Annotated in this window: 19 protein-coding genes; 5 read left to right on the top strand and 14 right to left on the bottom strand. The window is 73.2% G+C overall.

Features of this window, described 5'->3' with window-relative positions; genetic code table 11:
• Positions 1 to 13: 13 nt before the first annotated feature.
• The gene (gene argC / locus OG861_RS25205; protein ID WP_329193800.1) at positions 14 to 1,042 is read right to left on the bottom strand and encodes an N-acetyl-gamma-glutamyl-phosphate reductase; all 1,029 of its coding nucleotides are present in this window, start codon (positions 1,040 to 1,042) and stop codon (positions 14 to 16) included.
• A 71-nt stretch (positions 1,043 to 1,113) separates the two neighbouring features.
• Positions 1,114 to 1,683, bottom strand: coding sequence for a CGNR zinc finger domain-containing protein (locus OG861_RS25200; RefSeq protein ID WP_329193802.1), 570 nt, complete (start codon positions 1,681 to 1,683; stop codon positions 1,114 to 1,116).
• Positions 1,684 to 1,765: 82 nt separating this feature from the next.
• Between OG861_RS25200 and OG861_RS25195 the strand changes: the two genes are divergently transcribed.
• Entirely contained in the window at positions 1,766 to 3,019 is a 1,254-nt protein-coding gene (locus tag OG861_RS25195) for an MFS transporter (RefSeq protein ID WP_329193803.1), read from the top strand.
• Positions 3,020 to 3,134: 115 nt separating this feature from the next.
• Positions 3,135 to 3,269: a hypothetical protein gene (locus tag OG861_RS25190; RefSeq protein ID WP_329193805.1), complete on the top strand. Its 135-nt coding sequence runs from the start codon at positions 3,135 to 3,137 to the stop codon at positions 3,267 to 3,269.
• 6 nt (positions 3,270 to 3,275) lie between these two features.
• Here the strand turns inward: OG861_RS25190 and OG861_RS25185 are convergent, their stop codons facing one another.
• Both OG861_RS25185 and OG861_RS25180 read right to left on the bottom strand, forming a co-directional pair.
• Positions 3,276 to 4,022: an N-acetyltransferase gene (locus tag OG861_RS25185; RefSeq protein ID WP_329193807.1), complete on the bottom strand. Its 747-nt coding sequence runs from the start codon at positions 4,020 to 4,022 to the stop codon at positions 3,276 to 3,278.
• Between the two features lie 40 nt (positions 4,023 to 4,062).
• Entirely contained in the window at positions 4,063 to 5,523 is a 1,461-nt protein-coding gene (locus OG861_RS25180) for an aminotransferase-like domain-containing protein (RefSeq protein WP_329193808.1), read from the bottom strand.
• On the opposite strand from OG861_RS25180, the gene OG861_RS25175 reads away from it, so the two are divergent.
• A complete protein-coding gene (locus tag OG861_RS25175) occupies positions 5,522 to 6,427 on the top strand; it encodes a DMT family transporter (RefSeq protein ID WP_329193810.1) in 906 nt (301 codons plus the stop codon). The two genes, OG861_RS25180 and OG861_RS25175, sit on opposite strands and share 2 nt — an antisense overlap.
• Positions 6,428 to 6,483: 56 nt before the next feature.
• Entirely contained in the window at positions 6,484 to 6,681 is a 198-nt protein-coding gene (locus tag OG861_RS25170) for a DUF1918 domain-containing protein (RefSeq protein ID WP_329193812.1), read from the top strand.
• Between the two features lie 59 nt (positions 6,682 to 6,740).
• Here the strand turns inward: OG861_RS25170 and OG861_RS25165 are convergent, their stop codons facing one another.
• Positions 6,741 to 8,012: a glycoside hydrolase family 10 protein gene (locus tag OG861_RS25165; RefSeq protein ID WP_329193814.1), complete on the bottom strand. Its 1,272-nt coding sequence runs from the start codon at positions 8,010 to 8,012 to the stop codon at positions 6,741 to 6,743.
• A gap of 154 nt (positions 8,013 to 8,166) precedes the next feature.
• Between OG861_RS25165 and OG861_RS25160 the strand changes: the two genes are divergently transcribed.
• The gene (locus OG861_RS25160) at positions 8,167 to 9,060 is read left to right on the top strand and encodes a 3-hydroxybutyryl-CoA dehydrogenase (protein ID WP_329193815.1); all 894 of its coding nucleotides are present in this window, start codon (positions 8,167 to 8,169) and stop codon (positions 9,058 to 9,060) included.
• Between the two features lie 4 nt (positions 9,061 to 9,064).
• Here the strand turns inward: OG861_RS25160 and OG861_RS25155 are convergent, their stop codons facing one another.
• The 9 genes from OG861_RS25155 to infC all read right to left on the bottom strand — a co-directional run bounded on the left by OG861_RS25155 (position 9,065) and on the right by infC (position 19,098).
• Positions 9,065 to 9,595, bottom strand: a complete 531-nt coding sequence (locus OG861_RS25155; RefSeq protein ID WP_329193817.1) for an NUDIX hydrolase — start codon at positions 9,593 to 9,595, stop codon at positions 9,065 to 9,067.
• A 53-nt stretch (positions 9,596 to 9,648) separates the two neighbouring features.
• On the bottom strand, positions 9,649 to 10,986 hold the full coding sequence (locus OG861_RS25150) for a transcriptional regulator (protein ID WP_329193819.1): 1,338 nt from the start codon (positions 10,984 to 10,986) through the stop codon (positions 9,649 to 9,651).
• A gap of 530 nt (positions 10,987 to 11,516) precedes the next feature.
• Entirely contained in the window at positions 11,517 to 14,045 is a 2,529-nt protein-coding gene (gene pheT / locus OG861_RS25145; RefSeq protein ID WP_329193820.1) for a phenylalanine--tRNA ligase subunit beta, read from the bottom strand.
• Positions 14,045 to 15,172 carry a phenylalanine--tRNA ligase subunit alpha gene (gene pheS / locus OG861_RS25140; RefSeq protein WP_329193822.1) on the bottom strand — a complete coding sequence of 376 codons (1,128 nt, stop codon included), beginning with the start codon at positions 15,170 to 15,172 and terminating at the stop codon, positions 14,045 to 14,047. Before pheS ends, pheT begins: the two co-directional genes overlap by 1 nt.
• A gap of 150 nt (positions 15,173 to 15,322) precedes the next feature.
• On the bottom strand, positions 15,323 to 16,486 hold the full coding sequence (locus OG861_RS25135) for a sensor histidine kinase (protein WP_329193824.1): 1,164 nt from the start codon (positions 16,484 to 16,486) through the stop codon (positions 15,323 to 15,325).
• A gap of 57 nt (positions 16,487 to 16,543) precedes the next feature.
• Positions 16,544 to 17,404, bottom strand: coding sequence for a TrmH family RNA methyltransferase (locus tag OG861_RS25130; protein ID WP_329193826.1), 861 nt, complete (start codon positions 17,402 to 17,404; stop codon positions 16,544 to 16,546).
• Between the two features lie 172 nt (positions 17,405 to 17,576).
• Positions 17,577 to 17,963, bottom strand: coding sequence for a 50S ribosomal protein L20 (gene rplT / locus OG861_RS25125; protein ID WP_007263143.1), 387 nt, complete (start codon positions 17,961 to 17,963; stop codon positions 17,577 to 17,579).
• 103 nt (positions 17,964 to 18,066) lie between these two features.
• Positions 18,067 to 18,261, bottom strand: coding sequence for a 50S ribosomal protein L35 (gene rpmI, locus OG861_RS25120; RefSeq protein ID WP_030387121.1), 195 nt, complete (start codon positions 18,259 to 18,261; stop codon positions 18,067 to 18,069).
• 102 nt (positions 18,262 to 18,363) lie between these two features.
• A complete protein-coding gene (infC, locus tag OG861_RS25115) occupies positions 18,364 to 19,098 on the bottom strand; it encodes a translation initiation factor IF-3 (protein ID WP_329193828.1) in 735 nt (244 codons plus the stop codon).
• Between the last annotated feature and the right edge of the window lie 221 nt (positions 19,099 to 19,319).

Raw genomic sequence — 19,319 nt, 5'->3', positions numbered from 1 at the left:
CGGCCGGCGGTGTTCACGGAGCGACTCCGATCGCCGAGAGCCCGAGCTGCTCGGGCAGCCCGAGGGCGATGTTCATGCTCTGCACCGCACCGCCGGCGGTGCCCTTGGTGAGGTTGTCGATGGCGCTGATCGCGATGATCCGCTGTGCGGAGCCGTCGTAGGCGACTTGGATCTGCGCGGCGTTGGATCCGTAGACCGACTGGGTGGCCGGCCACTGCCCCTCGGGCAGGAGGTGGACGAAGGGCTCGTCGGCGTACGCCTTCTCGTACGCGGCGCGGACCGCGTCGGCGGTGGTGCCGGGGAGGGCCTTCGCGGAGCAGGTGGCGAGGATGCCGCGGGCCATGGGTACCAGGGTCGGGGTGAAGGAGACGGACACCCGCCGCCCCGCGAGCGGGCTCAGGTTCTGCACCATCTCGGGCGTGTGCCGGTGGCCGCCGCCCACCCCGTAGGGGCTCACGGAGCCCATGACCTCGGAGCCCAGCAGGTGCGGCTTGAGCGCCTTGCCCGCGCCGGAGGTACCGGTGGCGGCGACGACCACGGCTTCGGGCTCGGCGAGGCCGGCCGCGTACGCCGGGAAGAGCGCGAGGGAGACGGCGGTGGGGAAGCAGCCGGGGACGGCGATCCGCTTGGTCCCCTCCAGCGCTGCGCGGGCGCCCGGGAGTTCGGGGAGACCGTAGGGCCAGGTGCCGGCGTGCGGCGCCCCGTAGAAGGCGTCCCAGTCGGCGGCGTCCTTGAGCCGGTGGTCGGCGCCCATGTCGACGACGAGCACGTCCTCACCGAGCTGCGCGGCGACGGCGGCGGACTGCCCGTGCGGCAGCGCGAGGAACACGACGTCGTGCCCGGCGAGCACGTCGGGGGTGGTCGCCTCCAGCGTCCGCCCGGCGAGGGGGACGAGGTGCGGCTGCAGCGCACCGAGCGGCTGCCCGGCGTTGGTGTTCCCGGTCAGCGCGCCGATCTCCACCTCGGGGTGCGCGAGCAGCAGGCGCAGCACTTCCCCGCCCGCGTACCCACTCGCCCCGGCCACCGCTACACGTACCACCATCGGACCTCCTCCTCGATGGCATGACTATACGGTTCACCGCAGTTTTATGCAAAGCCGTCTGCCGCGGTCGGCTATCCCTTGCGGGCACGGAAGGCGGCGGCCTTCGTGCGGTTCTGGCAGGCGGTGGAGCAGAACTGGCGGGCCGCGTTGCGGGAGGTGTCGACGTACACGCGGTCACAGCGGTCGGCGCGGCAGACGCCGAGGCGGCCCGCGAGACCGCCGCCCACCGCCAGGGCCAGGGCGGTCGCGCAACTGGCGCTGCATCCCGCGGCGAAGGAGTCGTTCGCGCCGTGGAAGTGCACCTGCCAGGGCCCGCCTTCGGCGCGGTCCAGCCGGGGCCGGGCAGCGGTGTCGCGCAGCAGGGCGTTCACGGCCCGTGCGGCGGCGTCCGGCTCCGCGTCCTGCATGGCCCGGAAGACCTCGCGCATCCGCCCGGCCGCTTCGGCCATGTACTGCGCCTGCGCGGAGTCGATGTCACGCGGCAGCGAGGCGGCGTGGCGCGATACGGCGGCGTCGATCGCCTGCGGCAGTTCCGCTCCGCGGGGCGCGGCGTAGGGGCGGCCGCGCGATTCCCCGTCGGTCAGCGTGTTCACGAGCGACACGGCCTGCTCCAGCAGTACCGCCACGTGACTGTCGAACATCACTTGACCAGTCACTCCTTCCCTGGCTAGCGTTCCTGTGACTGACATTAGCCGATTCGACAGTTACGCGAGGGGTGGCGGCGTGCCGCGGACCGTATGGCTGCTGGTGGCGGCGCGGGCGATCAACCGGCTCGGCGCCTTCTCCCTGCCCTTCCTGACCGTCCTGATCAGCGCGGAATTCGGCGCCGGCGCCACCACCGCCGGCCTGCTCTGCGCCGCCTTCGGCCTCGCGACCATTCCCTCCCGGCTGGCCGGCGGCCGCCTGGCGGCCCGCCTCGGGCGCCGCCGCACGATCGTGCTCGGCCTGACGGGGTGCGCCCTCGCGCAGCTGGGGATCGCGGCCGCCGGCTCCCTGGCCGCCGTGGCGGCCTTCGCGATCCTGCTCGGCCTGGCCTTCGAGCTGTACGAGCCGCCGAGCCAGGGCTTGATCGCCGACGCCGTCGGGCCCGCCGAGCGGGTGCGCGCGTTCGGCCTGCTGAACGCCGCGCTCGCCGCGGGCGGCACCGGCGCCGGACTGATCGCCACGGCCCTGGGCCGGTGGGACCTGCGCTGGCTGTTCGTCGCCGACGCCCTCACCTGCCTGGCCTGCGCACTGCTCCTGCGCATCGCCCTGCCCGCCGACCGCCCCCGCCGCGCGTCCGCCCGGACCGGCCGGAGCGGGGAGCCGGGGCGGGAGCCGGAGCCGGGGCGGGAGCCGGAGCCGGTCCGGCCGTGGCGGGACCGGGCGCTGTGGGCCGTGTCGGCGGCCGGCACCGTCTTCGCGCTGGTCTGCCTGCAGATCGTGGTCGCGCTGCCGCTCACCCTGCCCCGCATCGGCCTTGCCCCGGCCGACGCGGGGCTGCTGTTCACCGCCTCGGCCGTGACCGCCGTCGCCGCCCAGCCGGTGCTGCGCCTGCGGCGTCCGGCCGCGCTGCCCGCCTCGGCGGCCCTCGCCCTCGGCTACACGCTGATGGCGGCCGGCCTGGCCGGCTACGCGGTGGCGCACACGCTGCCCGCGCTCCTGGCGGCCACCGTCGTGTGGAGCCTGGGCGAGGTGCTCGTCATGGGCCGGGCGTTCAGCGTCGTGGCGGACCTGGCGCCGCCGGGCGCAACGGACCGCTACCTCGCGGTGTACGGGACCAGTTGGGGCATCGCCACGACCGCCGCCCCGGTCACCGCCACCCAGCTCCTCGCCCACGCCGGGGCCGCCGCCTTGTGGGCCGGCACCGCGGGCCTGTGCCTGGCGCTGGCGGTCGTCCAACTCCTCGTTGTCGGCCCGCTCGTCAGCCGCCCGCAACCACCCCGCCGACCGGCGGCGAAGGCGACCGCACGGGCCCGCTCCGGCCCCCGGGGATGAGCGCGGGGCCGCCGAGATGCAGGGCACCCCGTTCGGACGCACACTGGGCATGGCCCCGCCGCAGTGGCCGGCCCAGCCGGGCGGAGTTCCTTCGGGTTCCCATGGGGAGGCTCTCGTGCTCTTCGCAGCCCTGTGCGTACCGGTTCTGATGATGCTGTTCCTGATCGGGATGGGCGCGTTCGAAGACCTGCTCTCCGGGCCGGACCCCGAACCCGTCGAGGTGACCGCAGAGCAGGCGTCCGAGGCCTGAGGCGCGCTACCCGAGCGGGTGGCGGACCCACACGTTCGGCTCGACGTACACCGCGTGGTCGTGCTGCGGTTCGCAGTGGACCGGGACGAGCGCTCCGGGCACCCGCACCGGTCCCGGCGCGTCGAACGGCAGGCCCGTCCACTCCCGCCACTGCGCGAGCGAGCCGCTGATCGTCATGGACAGCGGAGCCACCGAGTCGATGACGGCACCCGCCCGCACGTGCACCCGCAGCCACGGGTCGCAGGGCAATCCGTCCTCGCGGGTGCGGAACGCGTACTCCTCCATCGGGGTGTCCGGCTCGGCCGGTTTCCCGTTCGGCCGGACGGGCGCCACCACCTCCGCGAAACCGTGCGCGCGGGCGTTGTCCCGCATCGCGGCGAGCATCAGGGGGGAGAGGCCCTGGCCCTGCCGGCCGGGGGCGACCGTTATCTCGATGGCGCTGACCGTGTCGGGCCGGGTCCCGTCCCGCCGGTCCGCGCAGGCCCACATGAGAACCTGGTCCCAGCCCCGCACGGGCAGCGCCCCACGGCCGTCCGCGTGCAGGGCGAAGGGCACGCTGAACGCGCGGGCGACCACCTCGTCGCCGTCCGTGGCGATGAACACGTACTCGTTCAGCTCGGCCACCATCCACGGGTACAGCAGCGAGGAGACGGGGTCTTGACGGGCGAACTCCGGCCAGGGGTTGGCCATGTCCCAGAGGCGGCCGGTCAGTTCGGGCCGCTGCGCGAGGGTGGTGATCAGGATGCCGGTCATGCCCGCAGGCTAGGACGCACCCGTGTCCCCCTCAAGCGCTTTACGCCCCGCTGCCGTTCGGGCCCGCCGTCCCCGAGCCGTCGCGCAGCCGCCGCACCGCCTCGGTCAGCTCCGCCGCGGCCGCGACCCCGGCGAAGCTGAGGCGGACGTACGGGCCGGGCGGCTCGGCGCAGAAGTAGGGCCGGCCGGGGGCGACGGCCACACCGGCCCGCAGCGCGGCCGCCGCGAAGGCGGTGTCGTCGACGCCCTCGCCCGGCCGGGCCCACAACTGGTAGCCGCCGCGCGGCAGGTGGGGCACCTCCAGGGCGGGCAGCTCCCGGCGCAGCGCGCCCGCGAGCACCTCCCGGCGGTGGCGCAGCTCGGCGGCGACGGCGCGCAGGTGGCGCGGCCAGGCGGGTGCGCCGACCAGTTCGAGGGCGGCTTCCTGGAGCGGCCGGGGCACGAAGAAGCTGTCCACGACCTGGATGGCGCGCAGCCGGTCCAGCACCGGGCCCCGGGCGGCCAGCGCCCCCACCCGCATGCTGGGCGAGGTGACCTTGGTCAGGGACCGTACGTGGACCACCACCCCGTCCTCGTCCTCGGCGGCGAGCGCAGGGGGCAGCGCTCCGGCGTCCTCGTGGGCCAGCGCCCGGGCGTAGTCGTCCTCGACCACGAAGGCCCCGGCGGCCCGCGCGATCCGGAGCACCTCGCGGCGCCGGGCCTCCGTCAGCACCGCGCCGGTCGGGTTCTGGAACAGCGGCTGGCACACGAACACCTGCGAGCCCGTCGCTTCGAAGGCGGCGGCGAGCAGCTCCGGCCGGACCCCCTCGGAGTCGACGGGGACCGGCACGGGCCGGCACCCCGAGGCGCGGGCGATCGCCAGCAGGCCGGGGTAGGTCGGCGACTCCACGAGGATCGGGGCCCCGGGCGGCGCCAGCGCCCGCAGGGCGGTGGTCAGCGCGCTCTGGCCGCCCGCGGTGATCAGGACGTCGGCCGCGGTGAGGACGCGGGCCGCGCCGCCGATCTCCCGGGCGAACCAGTCGCGCAGCTCGGGCAGCCCCTCCACGGGCGGCCGCCCCCACGCGCCCGGCCTGCGCCCCGCCCGGGCCAGGGCCGCCGCCATGGCCCGCTCGGGCTGGAGCGAGGGGTGCAGGTAGCCGCTGTGCAGCTCGATCACCCCGGGCGGCGGCGCAGCCAGGGTCACCAGCACCCCGGAGGCGTCGACGGAGCGGGGTACGACGTCCCCGGCGCCCTCGGCAGTGAGGGTGACCTCCTGCCACGAGGTGTCCCCGGGTGCGGGGGCCGACGTACGGGGCGGCGCGCGGAACACCCCGGCGCCGGGCCGGGTGACGACCAGCCCTTCGGCGGCGAGCTGGGCGAGGGCCCGGGAGACGGTGACGGGGCTGACCCGGTAGCGCTCCACCAAGGCCCGACTCGACGGGAGCTTTCCCCCTATCGAGTAGCGGTTCAGCTCGGCTCGCAGGGATTCTGCCAAGGCCGCCACACTGCTACGCTCGTACATGACAGCACAGAATAGCGCTACTCTCGCCTCTCCGATAGCGGTCCGGGGATCGGTGAGGGGCGGAACCGCACTGGCGGCGCTCGGCGTCACCGCCTTCTCCCTGACCTTCCCCGGCACCGCCTGGGGCCTGGAGAGCTTCGGCCCCTGGTCGCTCGTCGCCCTGCGCGGCGTCCTGGCGGCGCTGGTGGCGGGCGGCTTCCTGCTCGCCCTGCGCGTGCCGCTTCCCGCGCGGGAGCACTGGGGCGGGCTGCTGGTGGTCGCTGGCGGGGTCGTGGTCGGCTTCCCGCTGCTGACCACCCTCGCGCTCCAGACCTCCACCACCTCGCACGCCGCCGTCGTCGTGGGTCTGCTGCCGCTGACCACCGCGGTGGTGTCCTCGCTGCGCACCGGCGCCCGGCCGTCGGGCCGCTTCTGGGCCGCGGCCGTCACCGGAGCGGTGGTCGTCCTCGCCTTCACCCTCGGGCAGAGCGGCGGCTCCCTGTCGACCGGCGACGTGTACCTGTTCGGCGCACTGCTGGTGTGCGCGGCCGGTTACACGGAGGGCGGCCGGCTGGCGCGCGTGCTGCCCGGCTGGCAGGTGATCGGCTGGGCGCTGGTCGTGTGCCTGCCCCTCGCACTGGTGGGTTCGGCGGTCGGGCTCGCCCACGAGCCGGTGCACCTGAACTGGCACGGGCTGGCCGGGCTGGTCTGGGTGGCGGCGGGGTCGTCCTTCTTCGGCCTGTACGTCTGGTACCGGGGCATGGCGGAGATCGGCGCCGTCCGGGCCAGCCAGCTCCAGCTCGCCCAGCCGCTGCTGACCCTGGTCTGGTCGGTGGCGCTGCTGGGCGAGCGGCTGTCGCCGGCCGCGCCGGTCGCCGCCTGCGCGGTCCTGGTCTGCATCGCAGTGACCCAACGGGTCAAATAGGTACCTGTCGGCCTAAACTGCTAGCACGGATCGGACCGCCACCGAGGAGGTCAGCTATGCGCGCGACCGAGGGCGACCAGCTGGTGCAGCACGGCAGGATCGTGGGCCAGCACGACAAGGTCGGAGAGATCACGCAGGTCCTGGGGGAGAACGGCACACCTCCCTACCGCGTCCGCTTCCAGGACGGACACGAGGCCGTGATGTCCCCGGGCCCCGACTGCGTGGTCAAGCACCCGACCGAAACCACCCAGTGACCCCTCCTTCCCCCGTCTCCTGAAAGACCCTGCTGAGCCCGAGCCCGTCCGCAGCCGGGTCAGCGCGGCGGCACCGGCGTCGGATAGTGATCGGCGACCACCCGGGCCATCGCCCCGTTGGGGTCCGCGACCACCTGCTTCGCCGAGAAGTAGACGTGGCCGCGGACCTCGGGGCAGCCCTTGGCGAAGCTCACGTGCCGCGACAGCTCCGCCGGATCCCGCCAGGCCTCGGTCGGACTGTCGGCGTCGCAGCGGTACAGCGCCTCCCCCACGTACAGGCTCACCCCCGTCCCCGCGACCGTACGGGCCCACCACGGCACGATCTCGGCGTAGTCGGCGGTCGGGTGCCCGAGCTGCCAGTAGGCCTGCGGCACGATGTAGTCGAGCCAGCCCTCTTTCACCCACTTGCGGGTGTCCGCGTACAGGTCGTCGTACGTACTGACTCCCGCGCGGGTGCGTGAGCCCAGCGGGTCCACGTCGTCGTTGCGCCAGACGGCGAACGGACTCACCCCGAACCGGGCCGCCGGCCGGATCCGGCGCAGCCGCTCGGACATCTCCCGGACCAGGGTGTCGGTGTTGTCCCGGCGCCAGTCCCCGCGGGAGTCGAACGAGCCGCCGTACTCCTCGAACGCGGCGTCGTCGTCGAACTCCTCGCCCTCGGCGGGGTACGGGTAGAAGTAGTCGTCCCAGTGCACCCCGTCCACCGGGTAGCGGGCCACGGCGTCGGCCATGGCGTCCTGCACGAACGCCCGCACCTCGGGCATCCCGGGGTTGTAGTACAGCTTCCCCCCGTACGGGACCACCCACTCGGGGTTGCGGCGGGCCGGGTGGGTGTCGGCGAGCCGGTCGGGGTCGGTGTGGTTGGCCACCCGGTAGGGGTTGAACCAGGCGTGCAGTTCCAGCCCCCGCTCGTGCGCGGCGGCGACCGCCGTACCCAGCGGGTCCCAGCCGGGGTCGCGGCCCTGGGTCCCGGTCAGCCACTGTGACCAGGGCTCCGGGGGCGAGGGCCACATGGCGTCCGCCGCGGGCCTGACCTGGAGGATCACGGCGTTCAGCCGGCGCTCCACGGCGGTGTCCAGCAGGGACAGCAGCTCCGCGCGCTGCCGGTCGGCGGACAGGCCGGCCTTCGAGGGCCAGTCGACGTTCTCCACGGAGGCGATCCACATGGCCCGGAACTCCGCCGGGCCGGCCCCGCGGCGCCCGCCCGCGGCCGCCCGCGCGGCCCGTGCGGCCCGTGCGGCCCGTGCGGCCCGTGCGGGGCCCGCCGCCGCCTGCGCGGCCAGCAGGCCCGCCGCTCCCGCCAGTAGCCTGCGTCGTCCGATGTGCGCCATGTGACGGCTCCGTTCCGTTCTGTGACATCGCTCGCGTTCGCCCAGCATGCCCGCCCCGGGCCGCCACCCGGTGGAAGGTCGGGGGTAACGTCGTGGGGCGTGGCGGGCGCCGGGCAGCAGTTACCACTGCCGAGCACGGGGGACCCGCCGACGGATGAGCAGCGAAAGGCACGAAGTGACTGACCTCCCTTCCGACATCGTTCGAGTCGGCGTAGTGGGCTGTGGCCAGATGGGCGCGGGTATCGCCGAGGTGTGCGCCCGCAGTGGCCTTGAGGTCAAGGTCGCCGAGACCACGGGCGAGGCCCTGGAGATCGGACGTACCCGGCTGTACAACTCCCTGACCAAGGCCGCCGAACGCGGCAAGATCAGCGAGGAGGAGCGGGACGCCACCCTGGCCCGCCTCACTTTCACCACCGACCTCGGCGAATTCGCCGACCGTGACCTCGTCATCGAGGCCGTCGTGGAGAACGAGCAGGTCAAGACGGAGATCTTCCAGGTCCTGGACCAGGTCGTCACCCGCCCGGACGCGATCTTGGCGTCCAACACCTCCTCGATCCCGCTGGTCAAGCTGGCCGTCTCGACCTCGCGGCCCGACCAGGTGATCGGCATCCACTTCTTCAACCCGGCCCCCGTGCAGCAGCTGGTCGAGCTGATCCCCGCGCTGACCACGGGCGAGGAGACCGTCAAGCGGGCCGAGGCCCTGGTGCGGGACGTGCTCGGCAAGCACGCGATCCGCGCCCAGGACCGGTCCGGCTTCGTGGTCAACGCGCTGCTCATCCCGTACCTGCTGTCGGCCATCCGGATGTTCGAGTCCGGCATCGCCAGCCGCGAGGACATCGACAACGGCATGGAGCTGGGCTGCGCCCACCCGATGGGCCCGCTGAAGCTGGCGGACCTGATCGGCCTGGACACCGTCGCCTCGGTCGCGGACAGCATGTACGCCGAGTTCAAGGAGCCGCTGTACGCCGCTCCCCCGCTGCTCCAGCGGATGGTCGACGCCGGCCGCCTCGGCCGCAAGACGGGCGCGGGCTTCTACCCGTACGGCTGACCGCTCACCCCAGGCGCAGGTGGCGCAGCAGGAGCAGGCCGGCCGCCATGTTGGCGGCCGGTACCTCGCCCCGGGCGATCATGTCGGGGACCTGTTTGAGCGGGACCCAGGCGCGGCGCGAGGATTCGAAGCCGTCCTCCGGGTGGCCGGTGTACGTGGCTCCGTCGGCCCAGTAGAGGTGGTGGCGGGCGTCGGTCAGCCCGTTGGAGGGCTCGACCGTCATCAGGTGGTGCAGGGGGCCGGGCCGCCAGCCCGACTCCTCCTCCATTTCGCGGGCGGCCGCGGCCGCGACGTCCTCACCGTCCTCGACCACCCCCGCGGGCAGTTCCCAGCCCCAGCTGTCGGTGATGAAACGGTGGCGCCACAGCAGCAGCACCTCGTTCGCGTCGTTGACGGCCGTGGCCGCGGCGACGGGCCGCAACCGGATCACGAAGTGGTCCAGGTGCCGCCCGTCGGGGAGTTCCACATCGGCGAGGTTCACATCGAACCAGCGGTTCTTGTACACGGTCTGCTCACTCAGGTTCGTCCACTGCACGGCTTTGCCACCTTCTTTTCGAACGGGTGGCAACATGGCAGCAGTCGGGGGCGTCACAGGGGAACGCGCAGCGCCCCGTCGATGAGGCCCGCGGTCTCCTCGGCGCCCGAGCAGCCGCTGGTCAGCAGCTGCTCGCGGACCGCGCGCAACCGGTCGCGCAGCCGCAGCGACTCCATCCCCTTGGCCCGCTCCGCCATTTCGGCCGCCGACGCCACCGCCCGGTCCGCCTCCCCCTGCCGCAGCTGGATCTCGCACAGCATGGCGAGCCGGTGGACGCGCCCGCGCTCGTGTGCCGGAGTCCCGGCGGCCGCCGCCGCCTGCTCGTGCGCGGCGTCGAGGTCGCCGAGGCTGAGCAGCGCCTCGGCCACCTGTACGTTGACCAGCCCCGGCTGTACGTATCCGGTCTCGGCCGGCTCCGCGCCGGGGCGGATCCGCTCGGCTGCCGCCTCCGCGTGCCGGATGCAGGCCAACGCGGCCGCGCCGTCGCCGAGCCGGGCGTAGGCCTTGGCCTGCATCGCGTACAGATCGGCGGCCAGGGCCGGGGTGGTGTGCCGTCCGGCGGAGCGCAGCGCGGCCTCGGCGAAGGCGACGGCCTGCCGGTGGTCCCGCAGGTGCAGCGACTGGTTGACGAGCAGCGCGATCACGTACGCCCCGAGCCCCCGATCACCGCTGGCCTTCGCGAGCCGCAGCGCCTGGTGGAAGTACCGCTGCGCGAGGCCGTGGGCGTCCGAGTCGTACGCGCAAATTCCCGCAACGGCCACCAGCGACCCGGTCGCCCGGTGCAACTGCCGCCCGAGGGCGTCGGGGTAGCTCCCGCGCAGCATGGGCGCGGTCTCGCTGCCGAGGAAGCGCACGATGCGGGAACGGGTGGCGAGGCCGCCCGAGCGGCGGTACATCAGCTCGTAGTGGGCGCGGGCGGCACCGAGGATCTCGATGTGCTCGGGGCCGATGCGCTGGGGGCCCTCGCGGGACACGTCGCAGTCCTCGGGCGGGTTCTCCCACTCCCAGACCGGGATCACCGCGGGCGTCCCCGTGAGCGCCGCCACGGCCGCCGAGCGGGAGCGTCCCTGCTCGTCGGCCCGCCACAGCGCGGCCGCCCGGTCGACGAAGCCGCTGAGCGGGGTCGGGTGGGACGCGGGCTGCCCGGGCGGGCCGAGCCCGGCGTCGTCCAGCGAGACGGGCCGCCGCAGCCGTCCGCCGAGCACCTCGCAGATCAGCTCGGGCACCTGGCCGCGCGGCCGCTGCCCCTTCAACCAACGGGAGACGGCGGTGTGTTCGTAGCGCAGCGCAAGTCCGCGGGACCGGCCCGCCTGGTTGACGTGCGCGGCGAGACCGGCGTGGGACATTCCCGCCTCGGCGAGGAGGGCGTCGAGCAGGGCATTGGGCTGCATGGGGCCCCTCCAAGGGCTCGTCCCGCTCAGGCTAGTGGGTGCGGGGTTCACACGGGGTGTGAACCGAGTACGCGCATAAATGCGATACGCACCCTGCCGCGGGGGTGCCCGGGGGCGCTTCACTTAAGGGCCTCGCCAAGAGGCCGCCCGGGTCGTCGGCTCCCCCTCGTACAGTGCGACGACCCGGCACCGCGCCGCCCGTCCTGTTGTCTGCCCGACACTCCACGGCAGGCGGGCGGCGCGCCACGGTTCCTGCGGGCGCCCGGTTGGTCGCCGGGCCGCGCGGGGGCCGGGGCGACCGCGCACCGGGCCCATCCACCGGGACCCGGTGCGCCGTCCCGCCCGGGGATGCCCACTCTCCCGACACGGGCTCCGCCCGGACCTGCGCCTCAATCGCCGGCGGGGCTGAAGGAACCAGCCCCGCCGGCGATTGGTGGCGGCGGCGCGGCCGCAGAGCCCGGCAGAGCACGGGAACGGGTGAGGGGCGCATCCGGTGACCCGGATGCGCCCCTCGTCAAGACCTGCGGCGGCTACGCGCCCCGCAGCACCGCCCCCGCCCGCTCCGCGGCCAGCGCCACGGCCGCGTCACGCGCCGCCGTCGACTCCTCCGCCGTCAGCGTCCGGTCGGCCGCGCGGAAGCGCAGCGCGTACGCCAGGGACTTCTTGCCCTCCCCGACCTGCTCACCGGTGAACACGTCGAACAGCCGCAGCGATTCGAGGAGTTCGCCCGCGCCCTCGCGCAGCGCCGCCTCTACGGCAGCCGCCGGAACCGAGGCGTCCACGATCAGCGCGACGTCCTGGGTCGCCACCGGGAAGGTGGAGATCCGCGGCGCCCGCACGGCCTCGCCGCCGGCCGCCGCGAGGCGGTCCAGGTCGAGTTCCATCGCGCTGGTCCGCGCCGGCAGGCCCATCGCCTTGACCACGCGCGGGTGCAGCTCACCGGCGTGGCCGATGACCGTCTCCACCCCGTCCAGGGTGACGACCAGCTCGGCGCACCGGCCCGGGTGCCACGGGCCGTACTGGCCCTGGCGCACCACGAGCTCCGTACCGGCCTCGGCCGCAAGCGAGCGCGCGGCCTGCACCGCGTCCGCCCAGTCGGCAGGCCGGCCCTTGCCCCACCAGCCGGCCGCTTCGCGCGCACCGGCCAGCACGACCGCGGCGTACCGCGGCTGGGCGGGCAGGGCCGCGTTCAGCGTGGCGATCTCCTCGTCCGTGGGACGACGGTCGACGGGCAGCCGTACGGCGACACCCGCCCGCTCGCCGGCCAGGAAGACCGAACCGGTCTCGAACAGCGCGAGGTCGTGGCTGCCCCGGCTGTCGTTGCGGCGCAGCGCGCCCAGCAGGCCCGGCAGCAGCGTCGTGCGCAGCGCCGGCTCCTCGTCGGAGATGGGGTTGACCAGCTTGACGACCCGCCGGGCGGCGTCGTCCGCGGGCAGCTGGAGCTGGTCGAAGACGCCCTCGCCGAGGAACGGGTAGCTGAGCGCCTCGACGTACCCCGCGCCGGCCAGCGCGCGGCCGACCCGGCGGTGCAGCTGCTGGCGGGCGGTCAGACCGCGGCCGGAGGGCACCTGCGGCAGGGTCGAGGGGAGGTTCCCGTAGCCCTCCAGCCGGATGACCTCTTCGGCGAGGTCGTTCGGCTCGGCGAGGTCGGGCCGCCAGGACGGGACGGCGACGACGAGCTCGTCCTGCCCGTAGACGTCGCAGCCGATCTCCTGGAGGCGGCGTACGACGGTCTCGCGGCCGTAGTCCATGCCCGCCACCCGGTCCGGGTGGTCCGCGCTCATCGCGATCGTGCGCGGGGCGCCCGGGGCGGTGAGCTCGGTGACTCCGGCCTCGGCGGTACCGCCGGCGAGCAGCACCAGCAGGTCGACGGTCCGCTGCGCGGCCGCGGCGGCGGCCTGCGGGTCGACGCCCCGCTCGAAGCGCTTGGACGCCTCGGAGGACAGCTTGAGCCGGCGGGCGGTGCGCGAGATCGACACGGAGTCGAAGTGCGCGGCCTCGATGACCACGTCCGTGGTGCCCGTGACCTGGCCGGTCTCCGGGTCCGTGACGGAGTCGGCGATCTCGGTGTCGGCGCCGCCCATGACACCGGCGAGCCCGATCGGCCCGCTGTTGTCGGTGATCACCAGGTCCTCGGCGTCGAGCGTGCGCTTGACCCCGTCGAGCGTGGTGAACTTCTCGCCCTGCTCGGCGCGGCGGACGCCGATCGCGCCGTCCAGACGCGAGCGGTCGTACGCGTGCAGCGGCTGGCCGAGTTCCAGCATCACGTAGTTGGTGACGTCGACGGCGAGCGAGATCGGGCGCATGCCCGCCTTCTGCAGGCGGCGCGTGAGCCAGATCGGGGAGCGCGCCTCCGGGTCGAGACCGGTCACCGTACGGGCGGTGAAGCGGTCGCAGCCGGCCGGGTCGTCGATCTTGACGAGGTAGCCGTACGAGTTCGGCGCGGGCACGTCCAGCAGCGCCGGGTCGCGCAGCGGCAGGCCGTACGCGGTGGCGGCCTCGCGGGCCACACCGCGCATAGACATGCAGTAGCCGCGGTCCGGGGTGATGTCGATGTCGAGGACCTCGTCGACGAGCTGGAGCAGCTCGATCGCGTCGGTGCCGACCTCGTGCTCGGGCGGCAGCACGATGATCCCGTGCGTGCCGTCGTCGCCCATGCCCAGCTCCTCGCCGGAGCAGATCATGCCGTGCGAGGTCTTGCCGTACGTCTTGCGCGAGGCGATCGCGAAGTCGCCGGGCAGCACCGCGCCGGGCAGGACCACGACGACCTTGTCGCCGACGGAGAAGTTCCGGGCGCCGCAGACGATCTCCTGCGGCTCACCGGTGCCGTTGGCCTGTCCGACGTCGACCGTGCAGAAGCGGATCGGCTTGCGGAAGCCCTCCAGCTCCTCGATGGTCAGGACCTGGCCGACGACCAGGGGGCCCTTGAGCCCGGCGCCGAGCTGCTCGACGGTCTCGACCTCCAGGCCGGCGTCGACGAGCTTGGCCGCGACGTCGCGACCGGTTTCACCCGCGGGGAGGTCGACGTACTCCCGCAGCCAAGAAAGCGGGACCCGCATCAGATCTCCATCCCGAACGGCCGGGTGAAACGGACGTCACCCTCGACCATGTCTCGCATGTCTTCTACGTTGTGGCGGAACATCAGCATCCGTTCGATGCCGAAGCCGAAGGCGAAGCCGCTGTACTTCTCCGGGTCGACGCCGCAGGCGACGAGCACCTTGGGGTTGACCATGCCGCAGCCGCCGAGCTCGATCCAGCCCTCGCTGGAGCAGGTACGGCACGGGCGGTCGGGGTTGCCCACCGACTCGCCGCGGCACACGTAGCACTGCATGTCCATCTCGGCGGACGGCTCGGTGAACGGGAAGAAGTGGGGGCGCAGGCGCGTGGTGGTGCCCTCGCCGAAGAGCTCCTGGACCATGTGGTCCATGGTGCCCTTGAGGTCCGCCATGGTGAGGCCCTCGTCCACGGCGAGCAGCTCGACCTGGTGGAAGACCGGGGTGTGCGTCGCGTCGAGCTCGTCGGTGCGGTACACCCGGCCCGGGCAGACGATGTAGACGGGCGGCTTGCGCTCCAGCAGCGAGCGCGCCTGCACCGGGGAGGTGTGGGTGCGCAGCACGACGCCCGACTCGTCGCCCTCGGTGCCGGCGGGCCCCTGGACGAAGAAGGTGTCCTGCATCTGGCGCGCCGGGTGGTCGGGCGTGAAGTTGAGGGCGTCGAAGTTGAACCACTCCGCCTCGACCTCGGGGCCCTCCGCGACCTCGTACCCCATGCCCACGAAGATGTCCGCGATGCGGTCCATCAGGGTGGTCAGGGGGTGGCGGGCGCCCGCCGGGACGCGGTCGTAGGGCAGCGTGACGTCCACTGCCTCCTCGACCAGCACCCGTTCGTCGCGCTCGGCTTCGAGCTCGACGGTGCGGGCCCCGAAGGCCTTGTTCACGGCGCCGCGGGCCTGGCCGACGCGCTTGCCGGCCTCGGCCTTCGCCTGGGGCGGCAGGGCGCCGATCTCGCGGTTGGCGAGCGCCAGGGGCGAGCGGTCGCCCATGTGCGCGGTCTTCGCCTCACGGAGCTCGTCGAGGTCGCCGGCGGCCGCGAAGGCGGCGAGCGCCTCGTCCCGCATGCGCTCGATCTCTTCCGGTTTCAGTGCCTCGACCTCGACAGGGTCGTACGACTTGTTCGGTGCCGACATCTCTTCCCGTACTTCCGATGGCTGGCTGGTGGTCCCCGTACGGAACGATCAGACCGATCGATACAGAGACACAAAGGTGCCAAAGCACGAGTCTAAAGGTCGCCGGGGTTGAAGGGGCCCGTGGGCCGCCTGGCGAGACGTTCCGCAGGGTTACTGCGTGAGGTAGGCCGGGGCGGCGACGGGCAGGATAAATCGGAACTCGGCGCCCCCGCCGGGGCCGCGGCCGACCGTGATGGTGCCTCCGTGCGCCTCCACGATGCCCTTGACGATGTACAGGCCAAGGCCGGTGCCGCCGCGTTTGCTGCCCCGCCAGAAGCGGGTGAACACGCGGCCCATCGACTCCTCGGGGATGCCGGGGCCCTCGTCGGTCACGGTGACGGCGGTTCCCTTCTCGGTCTTCCCCGCGGCGTTCGCGAAGGTGGTCGGCGATACGTCGATGGTGACGGTTCCCTCACCGTGGCGCACCGCATTTTCGAGCAGGTTGCCCAGGATCTGGTCGATCTTGTCCGGGTCGGCCCACAGGTCGGGCAGCGGGCGGCTGACCCGTACGAGGAACCGGTCGGGGGCCTGCCCGTTCGCGGTCAGCGCCTGGACGTGCCGGCCGACGGCGGTGGCGATGTCCACCGGCTGCCGGCGCACCTCCAGCCGCCCCGAGTCGATGCGGGAGATGTCCAGCAGCTCCGCGATCAGCCGGGTGACGCGGTTGGCGTCCGCGTCGACGGTCTCCAGCATCAGCAGCTTCTGGTCGTCGGTGAAGCGGCCCCATTTGGCGAGCAGGGTCGCGGTGAAACCCTTGACGGAGGTCAGCGGGGAGCGCAGCTCGTGCGCGACGGTGGCGATCAGCTCGGCGTGGCTGCGCTCGGTGCGGCGCCGCGCCTCGGTGCCGCGCAGGGTGATCACCAGGCGGCGCAGCGGGCCGGTGGGGTGCGTGCGCACGTAGCGGGCGGAGACCAGCACCTCCCGGCCGCCGGGGAGCAGCAGGTTCCGCTCGGGCTGTCCGCGCCGGGTGGCCAGGCCCCCGTACGGGTCCGTCAGCGTCCACCAGCGGCGGCCTTCGAGGTCCTCCAGGGGCAGCGCCCGGTCGATCCGCGCCCCGAGGGCCTCGCCGGGCGCGAGCGCGGTGATCCGGGCGGCGGCGGAGTTGAAGCAGATGACCCGGCCGGTGTGGTCGGCGACGACCAGCCCGTCGGGGAGGTCGTCGGCGTCTATCCCCAGGGCCCCGAGGTCCGCCGGGGCGGCCTGCGCGGGAACGGCGCGGCCCGACGGCCCGGCCTCTCCGGCCGCCGCCGGTGAGCTGTTCGTACCGACGCTCATGTCCCCGCTACCCCACATCTCCGAGTACCGCAGTGGGCCCCCCGGGCCGCCACATTACTAGCTGGGGGTCACGGAGCGGCACCCTCCGGACGCCCGCTGTGCACGCGCGGATGCGTACAGGCACACCGCGGCGGCCGTGGCGAGGTTCAGGCTCTCCGCCTTGCCGTGGATCGGGACGCGTACGACGGCGTCCGCCAGCGCCCGGGTCTCCTCCGGCAGCCCCCACGCCTCGTTGCCGAAGACCCAGGCGGTCGGGCCGCCCATGGTGCCCGCGTCCAGTTCGGCGTCCAGGTCGTCCTCGCCGGCCCCGTCGGCCGCCAGGATCCGTACGCCGGCCGCCCGCAGCCCCTGCACGGCCTGCTCGACCGGCACCCCGACGGCCACCGGCAGGTGGAACAGGGAGCCCACGGAGGCGCGTACCGACTTCGGGTTGTACAGGTCCACGGAGGCGTCGGTCAGCACCACCGCGTCGGCTCCGGCCGCGTCCGCGCAGCGCAGCACGGTACCGGCGTTGCCGGGGTCGCGGACGTGGGCGAGGACGGCGACCAGCTTCGGGCCGGCCGCCAGGATGTCCTCGAACGGCGAATCGAGGAACTGGCAGACACCGACCAGTCCCTGCGGGGTGACGGTCTGCGAGACCTCGGCGAGCACCTCGTCGCCGGCGTAGTGCACGCGCGCCCCGGCCAGCAGCGCGGCTTCGACGATGTCGGCGTACCGCTCGGCGGCCTCGACGGTGGCGAACAGCTCGATGAGGGTCGACGTACCCCCGGGGCCGCGGTGCTCGACGGCCTCGCGGACCGCCTGCGGGCCCTCGGCGATGAACCGGCGCTCCTTGGTGCGGAAGTTGCGCCGCGCCAGGCGCCTGGCGGCGGCCACCCGCGGGGATCGGGGGGAGATCGGCTCGGCGGGGTAACCCATGGTGTCTGCGGTTCTCTCTCGGGCTCGGGGGTCCGGGGCGGGCGGGGCCGGCGGGGCCGCGGCGCTCCGGCCACGGGGGCGGCCGGGCCGCCGGGATGAAAGCACACGGACCCGCAGGCGAATCGCCTGCGGGTCCGTGGGTGCCGACTGCGCGACGCGGCCGGCCAAGTCCTTAGGCAGCGGCCTTCGGGGCGTTGACGTCGGCCGGGAGGGCCTTCTGCGCGACCTCGACCAGCGCGGCGAACGCGTTGGCGTCGTTGACGGCCAGCTCCGCGAGGATCTTGCGGTCCACCTCGATGTTGGCGGCCTTGAGACCCTGGATGAGGCGGTTGTACGTCATGCCGTTCTGGCGGGCAGCGGCGTTGATGCGCTGGATCCACAGCTGACGGAAGTCGCCCTTGCGCTTCTTGCGGTCGTTGAAGTTGTAGACCAGCGAGTGGGTGACCTGCTCCTTGGCCTTGCGGTACAGGCGCGAACGCTGACCGCGGTAGCCGGAGGCCGCCTCGAGGATCGCCCGGCGCTTCTTGTGGGCGTTTACTGCCCGCTTGACGCGTGCCACTTTTTAACTCCTTGTAGCGGGGCCGTGGGTGTCTTCACACGGCCCGAATTCAGATGGGGTCCCGGTCTCGACGTACCGCTCCCGGCGAGGGGAGCGGAGTACGTCACTTGCCGAGAAGCTTCTTGATCTTCGCGGCGTCGCCGGGGGCCATCTCCGCGGTGCCGGTCAGGCGGCGGGTGACACGGGACGACTTGTGCTCGAGCAGGTGGCGCTTGCCGGCGCGCTCACGGAGCACCTTGCCGGAGCCGGTGATCTTGAAGCGCTTCTTGGAACCGCTGTGCGTCTTGTTCTTCGGCATAGCGCCGTTATCTCCTCGTCGGTGGCGCTCCCGCCGGTCCTGGGGACCGGCTGACGGGAGCGTCATGTTGTGTCGGTGATTCCGAGACGGGCTGCCTCGGGATCAGGCCTCGGCAGATGCCTCGTGGGAGGTGTCCGCCTCGTCGGAGGCGGCCTCGGCGGAGACGTCTGCCTCGTCGGCGTCGGCCTCGACGGCGGTGGCGGCTTCCTCGGAAGCCTCCTCCTCGCCGGCGGGGGCCACGCCCTGGCGCTCGGCCTTGCGGGCGGCCTGCGCCTCGCGGGCTTCGGCCATCGCCTCGGTCTTCTTCTTGTGCGGACCGAGAACCATGATCATGTTTCGGCCGTCCTGCTTCGGGTTCGACTCGATGAACCCGAGGTCCTCGACGTCCGAAGCGAGGCGCTGCAGCAGTCGGTAGCCGAGTTCCGGCCGGGACTGCTCGCGACCACGGAACATGATCGTGATCTTGACCTTGTCGCCCTGCTTGAGGAACCGAACGACGTGACCCTTCTTGGTGTCATAGTCGTGCGGGTCGATCTTCGGCCGGAGCTTCATTTCCTTGATGACCGTGTGCGCCTGGTTCTTGCGCGCCTCACGGGCCTTCATGGCCGACTCGTACTTGAACTTGCCGTAGTCCATGAGCTTGCAGACCGGCGGGCGTGCGGACGCCGCGACCTCGACCAGGTCGAGGTCGTACTCCTGCGCGAGCTCAAGCGCCTTGGCAAGCGGCACGATGCCGACCTGCTCGCCGCTGGGACCGACGAGTCGTACCTCGGGAACGCGAATCCGGTCGTTGATGCGGGGCTCGGTGCTGATGGATCCTCCTCGGTAGCACCACACGACTGCCTGGCAGACAGCCGTTGACGTTGGTGTCGTCAGACCGGCCACGGCGGGAACCAAAAAAGCCCCGCCGGGACACAGGCAGGGGCTCCAAAACAACCGGAGCACCGTCGCGTGCGAACCGCGGGGCGCAGACTCGGGCGGCTTTCCATCGTCCGTACGGAACGATGGATGCCACCAGACCGGTGACCCGCCGCCCCGAAAGGCGGTCAGGTGGGAGA

Origin of the sequence: Streptomyces sp. NBC_00539, from assembly GCF_036346105.1 — a bacterium.
Lineage (GTDB): Bacteria > Actinomycetota > Actinomycetes > Streptomycetales > Streptomycetaceae > Streptomyces.
Note: the sequence above shows the minus strand (reverse complement) of the source record. Positions and strands in the feature narration are given on the sequence as shown.